The organism is Tenacibaculum profundi, assembly GCF_052050075.1.
Taxonomy (GTDB): domain Bacteria; phylum Bacteroidota; class Bacteroidia; order Flavobacteriales; family Flavobacteriaceae; genus Polaribacter.
The window spans coordinates 396,681-415,679 of the sequence record NZ_CP197225.1; the positions used below are offsets into that span (position 1 = coordinate 396,681).

Consider the following 18,999-nt stretch of genomic DNA (forward strand, 5'->3'; position numbering starts at 1 on the left):
AAATGTAAATGGAATGGGTTTAAATTGACAAATATTAATATATTTGTCAACCTTTTCTAAATCACATTATTAAAATGATAAAAAAATTAACGCTATGTTTTTTCGTCTTAATAAATCATATTTTATTTTCTCAATGTCCTACCGGAGATGTTTATTTGAATAGTCAAAGTGACGTTGAAAGTTTTATTTCAAATTATGGAACATGTGAAGTCATTACTGGTACGGTATACATAGGTGACGCTATCGATATTTCCGAGGTAACAGCTATTAAAAGAATAGAAGGATCCTTAATAATTTCCTATTCTGAAATAACGAGCGTATCAAACTTTAGTAATTTAGAATTCGTTGGTGGTGATTTTATAATTGATCAAAGTCATTTAATTGGAACTATTGAAGGAATTAATAAGTTGCAAACGGTCAATGGAGATTTTTTAATTATTGGAAATTATTCTGTTTTAAAGGATATAAAAGGATTTAATGCGTTAGAAAAAATTGGAGGAAACTTTCAAGTGTCTGAGAATTAAGCATTAGAAACAATATCTACCTTCAGTAATTTACTAAATATTGATGGATATTTTGTGATACGTAGAGCTAATGCAATGGAAAAACTTGAGGGGTTTGATAACTTGGTTAGAATTGGTGGCGGACCCGATGCTTCACCCCTTAAAGGAAATCTCAGTATTGAAAACAATGATTCACTTCTTGAAATAAGTGGTTTTAATTCTTTAAGGGAAGTAATTCGTAATATTGACATTACCGAAAATCGTAATCTATTAACTATTAATGGTTTTACAAATTTAGCAATAGTAACAAAAATTATGAATTTAAGTGGAAGCCCAAATTTAACAATGATTCCCTCATTCGAAAATCTAATTACTATTGGTAGTGGTTTAGAGATTTTTACGACAGGTTTAGCACAAATAAATGGATTTAATAATATTCAAATTATTGGAGATTTAAATCCTTCTTGGGGTAACTTATATATTCTGGAAAACGATAATCTTATAGAAATAACTGGGTTCACAGGGTTAACTAAGTTAGAAGGCGATTTAGGCATAGGTCAAAATAATAAACTAATGAATCTACAGGGATTTAGAAATCTAATAGAAGTTAGAGCTTTAGGTATTGGGAATAATCCTTTATTAACAAATTTAAATGGCTTAGAAAGTGTTTTTATAGCAGATGCACCTGGAGGAACAGCTATAAGTATTAGCGGGAATCATTCTTTAACTGATTGTTCAATTTTATGCAATTTATTAACTAATGGAATTATTAATGGTGAAATTTTTATATCTGATAATCCTTCAAAATGTAGTAGTGAAGAAGAAATTAGAGATGAATGTATCCCAGATTTTGATAATGATGGAATTTTAAATGATGATGATTTGGATGATGATAACGACGGAATTCTTGATATTATAGAACAAAATGGAGACCCGAATAGAGATACGGACTCCGATAGCTATCCAGACCATCAAGATCTAGATAGTGATAATGACGGATGTTTTGATGTTATAGAGGCAGGCTTTACAGATAGTGATCAGAATGGGACTTTGGGAAATTTACCTGATGATGTTGATGTCAATGGATTAATTATTGGCGAGACCGATGGTTATACACCCCCTTTAGATAATAATTCCGATAGTGTTTTTGATTTTCAACAAGCGAATACATTAAGTGCAGGAGAAAATGGAAGTTTAGAGATTTGTATAAATAGTAGTTCCGTCGATTTGTTTGACAGTCTAACAGGTACGCCAGATACAGGGGGAGTATGGACACCAAGTTTAACCAGTGGAACAGGTATTTTTGATCCCTCAGTAGATACTCCAGGAGTTTATATTTATACGGTTAACAATGGTGTTTGTGGTTCAGACACTTCAGAAGTTGATGTAACTATTGATGCATTACCAAATGCAGGAGAGAATGGAAGTTTAGAGATTTGTATAAATAGTAGTTCCGTCGATTTATTTGATAGTCTAATGGGTACACCAGATACAGGAGGCATATGGACACCAAGTTTAACCAGTGGAACAGGTGTTTTTAATCCTTCAGTAGATGATGCAGGAGTTTATACTTATGCGGTTACCAATGGCGTTTGTGGTTCAAACACTTCAGAAGTTGATGTAACTATTGAAGCATTACCAAATGCAGGAGAGAATGGAAGTTTAGAAATTTGTATAAATAGTAGTTCCGTCGATTTATTTGAGAGTCTAACGGGTACACCAGATACAGGAGGCATATGGTCACCAAGTTTAACCAGTGGAACAGGTGTTTTTAATCCCACATTAGATGTTGCAGGAATTTATACTTATACGGTTACCAATGGCATTTGTGGTTCAGATATCTCAGAAGTTAATGTTACAATAACGAATGTGATGCCTATTTCTGATTATGAAATTAAAATAAGAGAGTTTAGTAGTAATAATAGTCTAGAGGTTATTATCAACTCTAATTTAGAGTATGAATTTTCTTTAGATGGAGTTAATTATCAGAGAAGCAATGAGTTTAATAATCTGGATGGTGGTGATTATACCATATATGTTCAAGAAATTAACGGATGTGGAATTTTAGAAACGACAGTTTCAATTTTAGATTATCCGAAGTTTTTTAAACCTAACAATGATGGTTTTAATGATACTTGGAAACTAAAAGGGAGGACAAATAAAAATTATTCTATATATATTTATAATAGATATGGAAAACTTCTAAAAAAATTAACTTCACCTGAAAGCAGTTGGGATGGAACTTTTAATGGGAATCAGCTTCCAACTAACGATTATTGGTTTAAGGTCGTTTTTGCTAATGGAACAGTAAAAAGTGGTCATTTTACACTAAAAAGGTAAATATTAGTATGTAAAACAGCCTCAGAAAACTTTATTTATTGGCTATTATTTAAATATGAGGTCAGATGTAAACAAATAAAACAGTCCGAATAATTTAATATCGCGACCAATTATATACAAACGAACGAAATGTTTATTGTTTAGCAGAAAACCAAACCAATGTTAAATGACCCGAGTACTGAATAATCTTTAGAAACGTAAATATTTTGGGCTATTTACACATAATATAGAATTATAGCTTACGAATAAACTTAACGTATCGAAAATGGCTGTAACATAATTGTTGACGATATAAAACACTAGCGTGTTAATTATATCTATAATTATTTTAAATACACAGTATTCGCCATTTTACTCAAAACAATATATTTGTACTATAATTAATATTATGTTAAATAGAATATTTTAAAAGTGAAAAAACTTCATTTCAGGTTAAAACCATTAATGAAATACCACTTCGCTATCCGGTGTTAATTCAATAGCCTCTTTATTGGGTTGAAAACATCGAGCCGTTAATGAACCTCTTAAAGTTATCGTATTACCTAAAACTTCCAACCAACTTCCTTCGCGTAAACCTAATACAGGAGTCTCGTTAAAAATATGATATTCTTTAATTCGCATTTCACGCGTTTCACCCATGTGCGTTGAATCTGGATCTGGATCTAAATAATGTGCATTAATATTAAACGGAATAACACCTAAAGTATCGAAACTTGGCGGATATACAATTGGCATATCATTAGTATTCATCATGGTTACGCCACAGATATTGCTTCCTGCACTTGTTCCTAAATACGGAATTCCATTCGTTAAAACTTCCTTTAAAACTGTTATTAAATCATTTTTATACAATTGATTTACCAACTCAAATGTATTGCCACCTCCTGTAAAAATACCTTTAGCATTGGAGATTGCATTTTTTGCAGAATCAAACTCATGAATACCGCGTATACTGATACCAATTTTTTCGAAAGCTTCTTTGGCTTTTTTTGTGTACCCATCATAACTAATTCCTCCTGGTCTTGCATAAGGAATAAATATGATTTCATGAACACCTTTAAAATGCTTTTTTAAAGTAGGTAAAATATAAGCTAAGTAATTACTACCATGAACTGTTGATGTACTTGCTATAAGGAGTTTTTTCATTGTATACATTAATTTGAATTATTTATAGAGCTCTAAAAATACCACCAAAACTACCCAATCTAAAAGGACTAAACAATAAAATATTTAAAAATAAACATGCGCACATAAGTATTTGTTTAACAAAAAATTACCATCTCGTTAAGACAGATTTAATACCTGTAAGTGTTTATTTTGCAGTGTTTTACATCTATTAAAATAATTCTATTTATGCAACAAATATTACTTTTTATCGTATTACTTATATTAAAATTAACGTTAATACAAAAAAAAGAAAAAACAATAACAGGAATAATTAAGGATAGCAACGGAGTGATTGTATATGCACATGTTTTAAATAAGACAACACATAAAGGAACAATTACCAATGAGCAAGGAATATTTTCTATAGAAGTTTCTTTGGGTGATGAGCTTCAAGTTACTTCTATTCAGCACCAACCTGAGGTGTTTGTGGTCGACAAAAAAATATTCAAAAAAGAAACATTAAATATTAAAATGCATATCAGAACAAATTTATTAGAAGAAATTGCTATTAAAAGACATGAATTATCGGGTAACCTACTCGTTGATATGAAGAGTGTTCCCAATAAACATGAAAAAAAAGAGAAACAACTAAATAATCTTGTTGGGGGAATTCAAAAATTGGCAAAAAACATGCCTGACACAAATTCTGGTAATATTTCTATTGGAGCGGGAAGACTTAGAAGAGAAAGAGAAGACAAAAAACGGTTACAACAACGACAAGATTTTCCAGATAAATTATTACAAACACTAGGTTCTCATTTCTTTTTTGAAAAGTTAAAAATCCCTCCAAAAAAATACTATCACTTTATATCTTTCTGTGAAGTAAAAAATATTCAATCACTACATCAATCAAAAAAAACGTTTCAACTTATAGAAATTTTAAAAACAGAAAGCATAGTTTATTTGAAAGAAATAAAAAGTCAATTGGTTGACTAAGAAAGCAATCATATATAAAATAGTTAAGTATTTGATTAACTTTAACATATATTAACTAAGAGTTTCCAAATTAGATAGTATTTTTGAGAAAATAGAATAAATTATGATAAAACAAATACCGTTTGTAACACTACTTATTTTTTTAGTAACAAAAGTTTCTGTAGCTCAAAAAATTGTTCCAATTCCTTTAAACTATAAAGAAAATACTATTAACAAAGACTTAAAAGAGCAAGTCAATAAACATCATAAAAATATTGCTTTGTTTCCTATAGCTCAAGAAGAACTCCATTTGAATAAGCCTACTCATTTACCTGTATTAGATAACTGTAATGGTTTACCGCTTAGTACTAATTCAATATACGATGCCAAAGATTATCAAAAGTCTGCATTGATTTTATGGGAAACAAAAAAGAATAAAAAAAAGAATAAAAAAAAGAAAAAGAAAACAAAAATAATCCCTAACTATTCAAGTCTATCAATCGATTTACTAAATAAAATAGGTGATCATTTTTTCTTTGAAGAATTACAAATACCTAAAGACAAACTTGAACACTTCATTGAATTTTGTTCATACAATAAAGTGGAACAACTATACAACGATGAAAGTATTTTAGATCTAATCGATTTACTAAAAAATAAAAGTAATTTATACAATAGACATTAGTATAATTATGTTTTTTTACGAGAGCACCTTAAAGAATCTTTTTTTATTTGAACCCCATTCAATTTTTAACCACCTCCCTCCTGACCCCCACTCATCAAAAAAAAAGTAAAAAAAGAAAAGGAATTTGTAAATTTTATAAAATCAATTATAGCAAGCCTAATTGTATACCCCCTAATTACTGTGCAGAATAAGATGAAAAAAACAATTACTATTTTAACCCTATTTACTTTTTTGATTAGTTTTTCTCAAATTGACGAAAAAATTATTAATGGAAAAATATTAGACCGTTCAGGAATAATACCTGACGTTCATATTGTAAATACAATAACAAATCAAGCCACATACTCAAATGAAAATGGAGAATTTAAAATTCAAGTTAGACGAAATGATATGTTACGACTATCTTGTGTTGGATACAAAACGAAGTTCATCATAATAAATAAAGAAAATTTACATCTACAGCAAAATATTTTTGTCATAGAAAAAACATTATACACACTTGATGAAATTAAACTTAGGACCAGTAGACTTCTTGGTTCTTTAGCATTAGATACTAAAGAAACGCCTATAGATTTGAAAAATAAATCTTTAATGGAAACCATGGATTTTTCTGATATTGATTTTAATAGTAACAATTTAAATGAACAATCAGATCAAAATACCTATCCAAATTCTGTAACATCTGATCCTACTACTTTATTTAAAGGATTGGGAACTTCAATAAATATGCCTTTCAATCGATCTAAGAAATTATGGAAATTACGGAAAGAACTCGCTTTTAAGAAAGGAATACCTGCAAAGTTAATGAAAGAGCTTGGTACTAAATTTTTCTTTATAGAATTAGGGATTCCTCCAGAAAAATACTATCACTTCCTAGATTTTTGTGAACACTCAGGAATTGAGAACTTATACAAAAAAGGACATAAAATAAAGGTTATCAATGTTTTACAAAAAGAAAGTAAAATATATTTAGAAACATTAAACAAAAAAGAGTGAATACTAAGGAATATTAAAGTATAGTGATTAGAAACTAAAGTTAAAGTAGTTTCTTTCAATTTATCAAATTAAAGTATAAAATCTGATTTAAAAATAGTAATTTTGAGAACTGATTATTAATCAGACACATATAAAAAACAATAAATGAAGGGGCATTGAGTTTTTTTGATCATAAAATCGAGAATTACTTATTGTATTGATTACAAGTATATTTTAAGAGTGAAAAAGTTAACCATTATACTTATATCTTTTATTTGTATGTCTTTCTTAGCATTGCATAAATATTATATTGCTTTGACTGAAATAGAATACAGTAGTAAAAGTAAAAGTATCCAAATTATTATGAATGTGTTTATGGATGATATTGAGTTAGCCATAAATAAAGAATATAATACGCACTTGAATTTGGATGCAAAAACTGAAATAAAAAATGTAGATACTTTGTTTATAGACTATTTGAATAAACATTTCAAAATAGAAATAAACAACGAATCTAAAAGATATAATTTTATTGGAAAAGAATATGACGGGAATATACTGTATTTTTATCTTGAAATTGAAAATATAATTGCAGTAAGCTCCATACATATAAAAAATAATGTGCTTATAAAGCATTTCTCTAACCAACAAAATTTAGTTAAAGCTACTATTAATAAAAAACGAAAAAGTTTATTTTTAAACAAAGAAAATGATAAAGGTTTGTTGAAATTTTAACATAATAATAAGTTTTTATCAAGTATGAAGTAATTTTTACAACAATTAAATCAAATTTTAAACGCAAAAATGAGAAAAAACATATTGTTTATACTGTCGGTCTTTATGGTTTCAGTTTCTTTATGTGCGCAAGAAACTGAAAAAAGTGCTCCAAAATTAAAGCAACAAGGGCACACAGACCAAAATAAGTTTCGTCAAATGAAAGACGTATTAGCTACACCTAATGATCAACGTACTGCATCAGGCGCTCCAGGTCATGGATATACTCAGCAAAAAGTTGACTATACCATGGACATCAGAGTTGACGAGGCTACTGACAAATTATATGGTGATGAAACAATTACTTATCATAATAATTCTAAAGATCACTTAGAGTATTTATGGGTTCAATTAGACCAAAATAAACGTGCTCCGAATTCAAAATCACCTCTTGCCGAATCTAAAGGAGCAGCACCATTTTCTTCTGTAGAAGATTTTGTTGATGATAATATGTCTGAGCCGAAACAGTATGGATATAATATAGAGTCAGTTAAATATGCCGATGGAAGAGACTTGTCTCATACGATCAACCGAACAATGATGCGTATTAACTTATCTACTCCTCTTGCTCCTGGAGACACCTTTAGATTTAGGATTAAGTGGAATTTCTTAATTCCCGATTATGTCAATGATGGTGGACGCTCTGGTTTAGAGTCATTTCCTGATGGCAATAAAAATTATACTATAGCACAGTTTTTCCCTAGATTGGCAGTTTATAATAATGTTGAAGGTTGGCAAAACATGCAGTTTTGGGGACGTAGTGAATGGGCGTTGGAATTTGGTGATTATGATGTAAAACTAACGGTACCTGCCGATCATATAGTAGATGCTACTGGTGAATTGCAAAATGAAAAGCTTGTATTGACAAAAGAGCAACGTAACCGTTGGGAAAAAGCAAGAAAATCTTATAATAACCCTGTTTTCATCGTAACCGAGGAAGAGGCTAAGAATAACGAAAAAGGTAGAACGACTAAAACAAAAACATGGCATTTTAAAGCCAATCAAGTACGCGATTTTGCTTTTGCGTCGTCAAGAAAATACATATGGGATGCTATGGCTGTTAAAATTAATGATAGAACTGTAATGGCAGTATCATTATATCCTAAAGAAGGAAATCCTTTATGGGAAAAGCACTCTACAAGGGTTGTTGCGAATACATTGGAAGAATATTCAAAAATGACCTTTGACTATCCCTATTCTAAAGCCATATCGGTTCATGCTAAAGCACAAGGTATGGAGTATCCTATGATTTGTTTCAACTACGGAAGACCTAATCCAGATGGCACCTATTCTGATCGTATCAAAAATGGAATGATCGGTGTGATCACCCATGAAGTAGGACATAATTTTTTTCCTATGATTATTAACTCTGATGAACGTCAGTGGACTTGGATGGATGAAGGGTTAAATTCTTTTGTTGAAATTTTAGCAGAATTAGATTACGATCCTGCTTTTAATACAAGAAATTTACCTAAAGATATTGTTGGTTACATGGGAATGGATCAAAATAATTTATCACCTATTATGTCTCAAGGGGATTATGTTCATAATTTTGGTCCAAATGCTTATACTAAACCTGCTGCAGGACTTTACATGCTTCGCCAAACGATTATGGGACCTGAATTATTTGACTACGCCTTTAGAACTTATTCTAAACGTTGGATGTTTAAGCACCCAACTCCTGCTGATTTTTTTAGAACCATGGAAGATGCGTCAGGAATGGATTTAGATTGGTTTTGGAGAGGATGGTTTTACACAACAGATTATACAGATATCGGTATCAAAAGTGTGAAAGAAATATACATTACTGATAAACCAAACAAAAGAACTTTAGAACTAAAAAAGCAATACCCAGATTATTTTAATGGTCTTGGTAAATTAATTTACCTTACCACAGAAAAGGAAGACGTAAATGCAAAAGAACTAGAAGTATATATCAAATCATTACCTAAAAATAAAAGAGCACAATTAAAAAAACTCCCAAAATTCATGTATCAAGTTGAATTTGAAAAACCAGGAGGCTTGGTAATGCCAATTATTCTTGAAATTAATTATGCTGATGGAAGTAAAAAACGAGAAACATATCCAGCACAAATTTGGAAAAAAAATGATCATCAAGTTTTTAGAACATTTTATTCGGAAAAAGAAATCAAAAGTTTTATAATTGATCCTGATCAAGAAACTGCTGATATTGATACATCAAATAACAGCTGGCCTAAACAAGAATCTAGCAGATTCGATAAGTTTAAAAAGAGCTTGAAAAATTAATTATAAATAATTAATAATTGTTAAAAAAACGTGGTTATTACCACGTTTTTTGTTTGTATTGATATTTCAAAATATAGTACTTTTAAGGCCTTAAAAAAGAGTGAATGAAGGTTTGTATTGCCGAAAAGCCCAGTGTTGCCAGAGAAATAGCTAATATCTTAGGTGCCAAAACCAAACATGACGGATATTTTGAAGGAAATGGTTATGCTGTTACCTATACATTTGGCCATTTATGTACGCTTTTAGAACCAAAAGATTACAAACCTTACTGGAAAAGTTGGGATCTAAACAATTTACCGATGCTTCCCGAAAGGTTTAATACAAAAGTATCAGAAGACAGCGGCATTCAAAAACAATTTAAGATTATAAAATCCTTATTTGATAAAGCATCTGTTGTTATCAATTGTGGAGATGCGGGCCAAGAAGGAGAATTAATTCAACGATGGGTAATTAATCAGGCGAATTACAAAGGAAAAGTAGAACGTTTATGGATTTCCTCTCTTACAGAAGAAGCAATTAAAGAAGGTTTTAAAAGCTTAAGAAGTGAAGAACAATATAACAATTTATACTATGCCGGATATTCCAGAGCAATTGGAGATTGGTTATTAGGCTTAAATGCAACACGGCTTTATACAGTTAAATTTGGAAGAGATCGACAAGTTCTGTCTATTGGTAGGGTACAAACTCCTACATTGGCTATGTTAGTAGAGCGTTACACTGAGATTAAAAAATTTGAGCCTCAACCCTACTGGGAGTTACAAACAACCTATCGCGAAACGCTTTTCAATTGTGAAGAAGGTCGTTTTAAAAGAAAAGAAGAAGGTGAAAACTTTGCTGACAAAGTTAAAAAGGCAGAATTTGAAATTACCTCAGTTACCAAGAAAAAAGGAAAAGAATACGCTCCTAAACTATTTGATTTAACAGGTTTACAGGTGTATTGTAATAATAAATTTGGTTTCTCAGCAGATGATACCTTAAAAATAGTTCAAAAGCTTTACGAAATGAAGGTAGTTACTTATCCGAGAGTAGACACCACATTTCTTCCTAATGATATTTACCCTAAAGTACCTGGGATTTTAAAGAATTTAACAGCGTATGCAAGTTTAACACAGATTCTATTAGAAAAAAAAATAAGAAAATCGACCAAAGTATTTAATGATAAGAAAGTAACAGATCACCATGCCATTATTCCAACTGGAGTACAAATAAAACTTCAATATAACCAGCAACAAGTATATGACATCATTGTTCGTCGTTTCATTGCTGTTTTTTATCCTGATAGTGATATCGCAAATACGGCGGTAACTGGAAAAGCTGATGATGTTTCTTTTAAAACTACAGGAAAAGAGGTGTTAACAAAAGGATGGCGTGTTGTTTTTGAAACAGAAAATTCTTCAAAAAAGGTTTCAGAATCTGGCGTGCTTCCTACTTTTGAAAAGGGAGAAAAAGGCCCTCATGTACCTTCTTTTTTAGAAAAGGAAACAAAACCACCAAGAAACTATACTGAAGCCAGCTTATTAAGAGCTATGGAGACTGCTGGAAAACAGGTTGAAGACGATGAAATGCGTGAATTAATGAAAGAAAACGGTATTGGAAGACCGTCAACAAGGGCAAGCATCATTGAAACTTTATTTAAAAGAAAATATATTGAGAGACAAAAAAAATTAATTATACCAACGCAAACAGGCATTGACTTAATAAATGTAATCGATAATGAACTATTAAAATCAGCAGAACTTACAGGTTTGTGGGAAAAAAGATTGAAAGAAATTGAACGCGGAGATTACCATGCGAGTACTTTTATTAAACAAATGAAAAAAATGGTTGATAATCTTGTGTATGAAGTTAGATCAAGTAATAAAACCCAACGTATTTCGTATATGTCTGAGTCGAATGTAGCAAGAAAAAAAAGCAAAACCGTACCAAAAAAGAAAGTTGTTGTAGGAAAAGTTTGTCCAAAATGTAAAAAAGGAAGTATTTTAAAAGGTAAAAAAGCATTTGGCTGCTCTGAATATGGAAATGGTTGTAAACTTACCTTACCTTTTGAATTTATGGGGAAAAAAATCTCGGAAAGTCAAATCACTCGACTAATTGATAAAGGATGCACCACTAATTTAAAAGGTTGGAAAACAGATCAAGGTAAAATAGAAGCTTTACTCCGATTTGATGAGCATTATGTTTTAAAACTAGAGCCTAAAAAGAATAGTACAACGCAAAAAGTAAATAACAAAAATACCTCGGTAAAGTGTCCTAAATGTAAAGAGGGTAATCTCTTAAAAGGTAAAGCAGCCTATGGTTGTTCAAACTATAAGAAAGGATGTAGTTTTACCTATACATTTGAAGATATAAAAACTAAAGCAAAAGGGAAACCACTTACTAAAGAATTAGTATATAAAATCATATCAGAATAATCTTAAAAATTAGGATATAAATTAAAATGTATGTAACAAATTTATCGCATTCTGGATTACTGGATTTCGATTCTCTTTACTCCAAACAGCCGATAACGTGGTTCTTTGGGGAATACGGTTTAACTCAATAAACTGAATTCCCGTATAATTCGTTTTTGTTAAAGATTTTGGCACAATAGAAATTCCAAATCCGTTCTCTACAAGTTTGTAAATAGATTCAGCATGAATGGTATTATGAGAAATAATAGGGGTAAATTTAAATTGAGCAAATATCTCCATTACCTTTTCGTAATAAGAAACACTGTATTTTGAATCGAATAAAATAAATGGTTCATTTTGAAATTCAGTTAATGATTTAAAGTTATAAGCGTTTTTTTTGTGTCCTTTGGGTAAAACCAAACAAAAAGATTCTTTTAAAACCGTTTTTCGCTCAATACTTTTAGGTACTTTTTCCACACGCACAAAACCAATATCAATATCATTAGACAACAAACTTTTGATTTGATTATGATTATCCATTTCTTTTAAACTGAATGAAATATTAGGGTACTGTTGATTTAATCTTACTAATAAACTGGGAATAATATCTTGCATAGCAGATCCTACATAACCAAATTTTAAATTACCATCTTTACCAGTACTAATTAATTTTGCGTGATTTAAAATATTATCAAGACTCTTTAAATTTTTAGTCAATTCCTGTTTTAAATACTCTCCTGCTTTGGTCAAAGCAACACGCCTATTATGTCTCTCAAACAGTTGAACGCCTAAATGACTTTCTAATTGTTTTACCTGTTTACTCAAACCTGGTTGAGAAATAAATAATTTTTCTGCGGCCTTCCTGTAATGTAAATCCTCAGCAACAGCTATAAAATATTTAAGATGTCTATACTCTAATTGATAACCCATAGTTATTAATATGGAATAAAATTGATATTGTTGTTTATCAAAAATAACAATAAATTTGTAAAAATTAAGAGGAAAAATATGTTTAAATACGGGATAGATACCCTAACGGTAGATAAAGTAATAGCAATTGCAAATGGAGAATTAAAGGGAATTTTTTCAAATGAAGCAATAGCCAATATAACTTCTTGTAGGAAGAAGGTAGAAAAAATGGCAGAATCAGATAAAGCGGTTTACGGCATTAATACTGGTTTTGGCCCTCTTTGTGATACTCAAATCTCACCAGAAGAAACCAGTTTACTTCAAAAAAACTTATTAATTACACATGCTGTCGGCGTTGGAAACCCAATAGATAAATTTTTGTCTAAGATAATGATGATAACTAAGGTTCATGCATTATCTCAAGGATTTTCAGGGGTCCGTTTGGTTGTCATTGATAGAATTAATTATTTTATCGAAAACAACCTGTTACCCGTGGTTCCTGAACAAGGCTCTGTTGGAGCATCAGGAGATTTAGCACCTTTATCCCATTTATTTTTACCTCTTTTTGGTGAAGGTGAATTTTGGGTAGGAAATCAAATAAAAACAGCTAAAGAAGTTTTAAAAATTCATAACTTAACTCCAATTGAATTGAGTGCAAAAGAAGGACTAGGACTTATTAATGGAACCCAATTTATTTTATCCCATGCCGTTGTTGGATTAAAAAAAATGGAATACCTTCTGGATCTTGCTGATCTAGCAGGAGCGATGAGTTTAGAGGGATTTCAAGGAAGCTCTTCTCCATTTAAAGAAGCTTTGCATAAAATAAGACCTTTTGCAGGGAATTTAAAAGTAGCAGAAAGAATACGAATGCTTTTGAATGGCTCGGAAAATTTAAATTCGCACAGTGGTGGTAATTGTCAAAGAGTTCAAGATCCTTATTCAATTCGTTGTATGCCACAAGTTCATGGAGCCTCAAGAAATGCATATTCGCACTTAAAAGAATTGGCTGAAATTGAAATGAATTCTGTAACTGATAATCCAATTGTATTAAGTGAAACAGAGGCTATCTCTGGAGGAAACTTCCATGGTCAGCCTTTGGCAATGGCTTTAGACTATGCCTCAATCGCTGCTTCGGAGCTAGGCAATATATCAGATAGAAGATGTTACTTACTTTTAGAAGGACAATATGGATTACCACGATTACTTACTACAGCGGGAGGTTTAAATTCTGGTTTTATGATACCACAGTACACTACAGCTTCTTTGGTTACAGAAAATAAATCATTATGCTTCCCTCCTTCTGCAGATAGTGTTCCGACTTCTATGGGACAAGAAGATCATGTTTCTATGGGAAGTATTTCAGGTAGAAAGTTCAATCAAATACTAGGAAATTTAGAAAAAATATTTGCTATTGAGTTTATGTATGCAGCTCAGGCTATGGAATTTAGAAGACCAAATACTTTTTCGGAAATTATAGAAGAAAATTTCTCCTTAATAAGAAGCAAGGTAGACAAATTAGAGGAGGATAGAGTTTTAAAGGACGACATCTATGCCTTAATTGAATTGATAAAAAAACAAGCATTTAAAGTAGCTTAATATGACGTTTAAAGAGTTAATACTACAAGGAATTCCTTCGGAATTACCAAAAAAAAGAGAATATCCACAAAAAATCAATAGAGCTCCAAAAAGAAAAGATAGTTTATCTAAAGAAGAAAAGCAATTGGCAATAAGAAACGCCTTACGTTATTTTCCTTCAAAATGGCATGATGAGTTAGCTAAAGAATTTGCTCAAGAACTCAACGATTTTGGAAGGATTTATATGTATCGCTTTAAACCTAATTATGCCATTTATGCTAGAGCTATTAAGGAATACCCGGCAAAGTCATTACAGGCTGCTTCTATAATGCTAATGATACAGAATAACTTAGACCCAGCAGTAGCTCAACACCCTGAAGAGTTGATTACTTACGGAGGAAATGGGGCTGTTTTTCAAAACTGGGCGCAATACCTGTTAACAATGCAATATTTGGCAACCATGACAGATGAACAAACGTTGCATATGTACTCTGGTCATCCAATGGGACTTTTCCCTTCTTCTAAAGAATCACCCAGGGTTATTGTTACTAACGGAATGGTGATTCCTAACTATTCTAAACCTGATCATTGGGAAAAATTCAATGCTTTGGGAGTGACGCAATATGGTCAAATGACAGCAGGATCATATATGTATATAGGCCCACAAGGAATTGTTCATGGTACTACAATTACTGTAATGAATGCTTTTCGAAAGATATTACAAAAAGGAGATACACCTAAAGGAAAAATCTTTTTAACAGCTGGTTTAGGTGGAATGAGTGGAGCGCAACCAAAAGCTGGAAATATAGCTGGATGTATTACTATAGCTGCAGAAGTGAATCCAAAAGCAGCTACCAAACGACATGAACAAGGTTGGGTAGATCTTTTAATCGATAGTATTGATGATTTAGTAAGTCGTGTTCGTGTTGCGCAAGCGAAAGAAGAAGTTGTTTCTATTGCATTTATTGGAAATGTAGTAGAAATTTGGGAACGTTTTTATGAAGAAAATATCTTTATTCATGTTGGTTCGGATCAAACTTCATTACACATTCCTTGGACTGGAGGGTACTATCCTGCTGATATTTCTTATGAAGAATCAAATAGGCTTTTACGTGAAGAACCAGATGTTTTTAAAAAAGAAGTACAAAAAACTTTACGTCGTCATGCTGAAGCTGTTAATAAGCACACCGAGAAAGGGACTTATTTCTTCGATTATGGAAATGCCTTCTTATTAGAAAGCTCCAGAGCAGGTGCAGATGTAATGGCGGAGAATAATATTGATTTTAAATACCCATCGTATGTACAAGATATATTAGGTCCTATGTGTTTTGATTATGGTTTCGGACCATTCCGCTGGGTGTGTGCTTCAGGAAAACCAGAAGATTTAGATATTACTGATGCGATTGCCGCTAAAGTTTTACAAGAAATTATGGAAAACTCACCTGAAGAAATTCAATTACAGATGCAAGATAATATTACCTGGATCAAAGATGCCAAAAAAAATAAAATGGTAGTAGGGTCACAAGCCCGTATTTTATATGCAGATGCAGAAGGACGTGCTAAAATAGCTGAAGCATTTAATAAGGCCATTGCTGAAGGTAAAATAGGTGCTGTTGTTTTAGGTAGAGATCATCATGATGTAAGTGGAACAGACTCTCCATATAGAGAAACTTCCAATATTTACGATGGCAGTAAATTTACAGCAGATATGGCTATTCACAATGTGATTGGAGATAGCTTTAGAGGGGCTACTTGGGTATCTATACACAATGGTGGAGGTGTTGGATGGGGTGAAGTAATGAACGGAGGCTTTGGAATGCTTTTAGATGGAACTCCAGAAGCTGATGCTCGCTTAAAAAAGATGCTGTTTTATGACGTAAATAACGGAATAGCAAGGAGAAGCTGGGCTAGAAACAAAGAAGCACTTTTTGCCATAAAACGTGAAATGAAACGTACACCTTCTTTAAAAGTAACAATTCCAAACTTAGTAGAGGATTCTCTATTGGAAAATTTATTTTAATTTCAAAAACTAAAAAAGGAGGTTTTATTTCTTAGATTCTCCTTTTTTAGTTGTAAAATTCTTACGTCACTATTTAAAAAATCTATATTTAAAATATTAAATATTCACATCTTAACATAAAACAGGCTCTGTTAAACAGAGAATTATGATTAGGTACTTTGTAAATTAAGCTTGTGTATTATTTTAGTATAGATACCATGGAGATTAATTTTATTATTTTTTTAAAAAACACTCAAATCTTAAAGTCATACCAATAAATCTTTAGAATTAATTATAAGAAAAAAAGATCGTTTTTTTCTTATTTATATACAACGAAGCTAAAGCTTACTGCAACCATATTTTTTCCAATAATAAATCAGAAAGGAAAAAATATTTTATTACGACAATTTAAAGTTATAAATCGTTTTAGATCATTTTCTATTATTGCATTAATTATCTTTGAATTTGCCTTCTTTTCAAGTTTTATCTATTTTTGCAGAATGGATAGATTAAAACAACGATGGGGCATTAATAGTAATTTAGAATTAATTGCTATTTTCACTGTATTCGCGATTAATGGTTCTTTTGCTGCTTGGGTTGCAAAACCAATCACAGAATTCATTGGTTTATCTCCTCAAACAGTATCACCATGGCTTTTTTGGCCATTACGAATCCTACTAATATTTCCTATTTATCAAACTACATTACCTTTAGTCGGTTGGTTGTTTGGTCAGTTTAAATTCTTTTGGGCGTTTGAAAAAAAATTTTTAAGTAGACTCGGTTTAGGTTTTTTGTTTAGAACAAAAGAATAAAGAACACAATATGTACCTTTTTTACTAACTTAATTAAGTTGGTAATTTCCTTTTGAAAGAAATAAAGAAATTATATGTTTCTCTAACCGTTTAAGCTAAATTGCTAAACGTTTTATGATAGGAATAGGTAAGTCTACTCCCTCAACAATAAACCTTTTATGTACTGCCTCTTTTAAAGCACATTTAATTTTAAACTCAGAAAAAGGTTCACAAATCCATACATAAGCTCTTATATGAATATGATCAGGATATACATCTATAACACGAACATCTATTTGATTTATATCTTTTATTATTTCTTCAGGAGTTCTATTATCAATTACTTTAGGAAGTTTTAATGCTTCTTCTTGAATAATTTGGCGCGCCAAATTAATATCAGCTTTGATACCTATTTTAAAATTATTAAAACTCAGTATTTGTGAATCCTCAATAGTATGATTCAATACAGAATCTGTGCTGATTACCGAATTGGGAATAATTAACCTTTTATTCTCAAAATTATTAATAACCGTGTGCCTTAAAGTAATATCTTCAACAATACCTACTCTAGCCTCATCTAATTTAATATAATCCCCTACTCTAAAAGGTCTGAAAATGACAATAAAAGCTCCTGCTATTAAATTAGACAAAGCGGCTTGTGCTGCAAAACCAATTATAGCGGCTAATATACCGGCTCCTGAAAAAATAAAGGCTGCTTTATTTCTAAATGTAGGTACTGTAATTATAATATAAATAATACATAAAAGGCCTATAAAAAACTTTATTGAATTTCGAAAGAATTGAATGCTTGTTCTACCATATCGATCCATCTTGCTATGATTAATAAGAATAACCATTAGTGAACGAATAATTCTTGAAATTATCCATGAAAAGAAGATAACAATCAGTACATAACCTAGAATTCCAGAAAATGAGTCTAAATCAAATCGGTATTGAAATAGTAATTCTTTCATCATATCGATAATTGAAATGCTTTAGATGCATGAATACTTGTTGTATCAAAAATAGGAATACATACATCTTCTTGCTTTATTAATAAAGGGATTTCAGTACACCCTAAAATAACTCCCTCAGCACCTTGATCTGCTAAATTAGAAATAATACTTTTGTAGCTATTTTTAGAGCTTTTATTCAAAATACCCTGAGAAAGCTCTTTATATATAACGTTATGCACAAGTCTTCTGGCATCTTCATTTGGAATCACTACATCAATATTATATGAATTAAGAATATCTATATAAAACCTCTTTTCCATTGTGTATTTAGTGCCTAATAAAATGACTTTTGATATTTTTTTTTCTTTTATTTTCTCTGCAGTTACTTCAGCTATATGTAATACAGGAATAGACACTTTCTTTCTAACTGCCTCAATTGTAAGGTGCATTGTATTTGCACAAATTAAGATAGAGTTAGCTCCAGCTTTTTCTAAACTCATCGCTGCCTCTGCCATGAGGTCATTTAAAATATCCCAACGATCTTTTTGTGCTAATTTTGAAATCTCACCAAAATCAACTGAATTAATAATAACTTTTGCCGAATGATTACTTCCATAGTGCTTTTGAGCTAATGTATTAAGAATTTCATAATACATAATTGTTGATTGCGGAGAAACACCTCCTATTAATCCAATTGCTTTCATATTCTTTTTTACATTACGATAAATGTATTTTATTTATTTAAAAATTCA

Annotated in this window: 15 protein-coding genes; 11 read left to right on the top strand and 4 right to left on the bottom strand. The window is 31.0% G+C overall.

Going from position 1 to position 18,999, the window contains the following annotated elements:
• Positions 1-74: 74 nt before the first annotated feature.
• Together ACSIGE_RS01460 and ACSIGE_RS01465 are read left to right on the top strand one after the other, a co-directional pair.
• On the top strand, positions 75-524 hold the full coding sequence (locus ACSIGE_RS01460) for a hypothetical protein (protein WP_440881020.1): 450 nt from the start codon (positions 75-77) through the stop codon (positions 522-524).
• 75 nt (positions 525-599) lie between these two features.
• Positions 600-2,843 (top strand): T9SS type B sorting domain-containing protein, encoded by a 2,244-nt coding sequence (locus ACSIGE_RS01465; protein WP_440881021.1) that lies wholly within the window; start codon positions 600-602, stop codon positions 2,841-2,843.
• A 441-nt stretch (positions 2,844-3,284) separates the two neighbouring features.
• On the opposite strand, the gene pepE is transcribed toward ACSIGE_RS01465, so the two are convergent.
• Complete coding sequence (gene pepE, locus ACSIGE_RS01470) at positions 3,285-3,989, bottom strand: dipeptidase PepE (RefSeq protein WP_440881022.1); 705 nt, start codon at positions 3,987-3,989, stop codon at positions 3,285-3,287.
• Positions 3,990-4,196: 207 nt separating this feature from the next.
• Between pepE and ACSIGE_RS01475 the strand changes: the two genes are divergently transcribed.
• From ACSIGE_RS01475 to ACSIGE_RS01500, 6 genes are all read left to right on the top strand, one after another.
• Positions 4,197-4,946, top strand: coding sequence for a hypothetical protein (locus ACSIGE_RS01475; protein ID WP_440881023.1), 750 nt, complete (start codon positions 4,197-4,199; stop codon positions 4,944-4,946).
• A 103-nt stretch (positions 4,947-5,049) separates the two neighbouring features.
• Positions 5,050-5,610, top strand: coding sequence for a hypothetical protein (locus tag ACSIGE_RS01480; protein ID WP_440881024.1), 561 nt, complete (start codon positions 5,050-5,052; stop codon positions 5,608-5,610).
• Positions 5,611-5,802: 192 nt separating this feature from the next.
• Complete coding sequence (locus ACSIGE_RS01485) at positions 5,803-6,606, top strand: carboxypeptidase-like regulatory domain-containing protein (protein ID WP_440881025.1); 804 nt, start codon at positions 5,803-5,805, stop codon at positions 6,604-6,606.
• Between the two features lie 258 nt (positions 6,607-6,864).
• Complete coding sequence (locus ACSIGE_RS01490) at positions 6,865-7,320, top strand: DUF6702 family protein (RefSeq protein WP_440881026.1); 456 nt, start codon at positions 6,865-6,867, stop codon at positions 7,318-7,320.
• A 69-nt stretch (positions 7,321-7,389) separates the two neighbouring features.
• Entirely contained in the window at positions 7,390-9,627 is a 2,238-nt protein-coding gene (locus ACSIGE_RS01495; protein ID WP_440881027.1) for a M1 family metallopeptidase, read from the top strand.
• A gap of 104 nt (positions 9,628-9,731) precedes the next feature.
• Positions 9,732-12,038, top strand: coding sequence for a DNA topoisomerase 3 (locus ACSIGE_RS01500; RefSeq protein WP_440881028.1), 2,307 nt, complete (start codon positions 9,732-9,734; stop codon positions 12,036-12,038).
• Positions 12,039-12,059: 21 nt separating this feature from the next.
• On the opposite strand, the gene ACSIGE_RS01505 is transcribed toward ACSIGE_RS01500, so the two are convergent.
• Positions 12,060-12,947, bottom strand: a complete 888-nt coding sequence (locus ACSIGE_RS01505) for a LysR substrate-binding domain-containing protein (protein ID WP_440881029.1) — start codon at positions 12,945-12,947, stop codon at positions 12,060-12,062.
• Positions 12,948-13,025: 78 nt separating this feature from the next.
• Here ACSIGE_RS01505 and hutH point away from each other — a divergent pair, with 78 nt between their 5' ends.
• The 3 genes from hutH (at position 13,026) to ACSIGE_RS01520 (ending at position 17,312) form a co-directional block, all read left to right on the top strand.
• On the top strand, positions 13,026-14,522 hold the full coding sequence (gene hutH / locus ACSIGE_RS01510; protein WP_440881030.1) for a histidine ammonia-lyase: 1,497 nt from the start codon (positions 13,026-13,028) through the stop codon (positions 14,520-14,522).
• Position 14,523: 1 nt separating this feature from the next.
• Complete coding sequence (locus tag ACSIGE_RS01515) at positions 14,524-16,521, top strand: urocanate hydratase (RefSeq protein ID WP_440881031.1); 1,998 nt, start codon at positions 14,524-14,526, stop codon at positions 16,519-16,521.
• Between the two features lie 479 nt (positions 16,522-17,000).
• A complete protein-coding gene (locus ACSIGE_RS01520; RefSeq protein WP_440881032.1) occupies positions 17,001-17,312 on the top strand; it encodes a DUF6787 family protein in 312 nt (103 codons plus the stop codon).
• Between the two features lie 95 nt (positions 17,313-17,407).
• Here the strand turns inward: ACSIGE_RS01520 and ACSIGE_RS01525 are convergent, their stop codons facing one another.
• Both ACSIGE_RS01525 and ACSIGE_RS01530 read right to left on the bottom strand, forming a co-directional pair.
• Positions 17,408-18,265, bottom strand: a complete 858-nt coding sequence (locus ACSIGE_RS01525) for a mechanosensitive ion channel family protein (protein ID WP_440881033.1) — start codon at positions 18,263-18,265, stop codon at positions 17,408-17,410.
• Complete coding sequence (locus ACSIGE_RS01530; protein ID WP_440881034.1) at positions 18,265-18,951, bottom strand: aspartate/glutamate racemase family protein; 687 nt, start codon at positions 18,949-18,951, stop codon at positions 18,265-18,267. The genes ACSIGE_RS01525 and ACSIGE_RS01530 overlap by 1 nt, the downstream gene beginning before the upstream one ends.
• Positions 18,952-18,999: the final 48 nt, after the last annotated feature.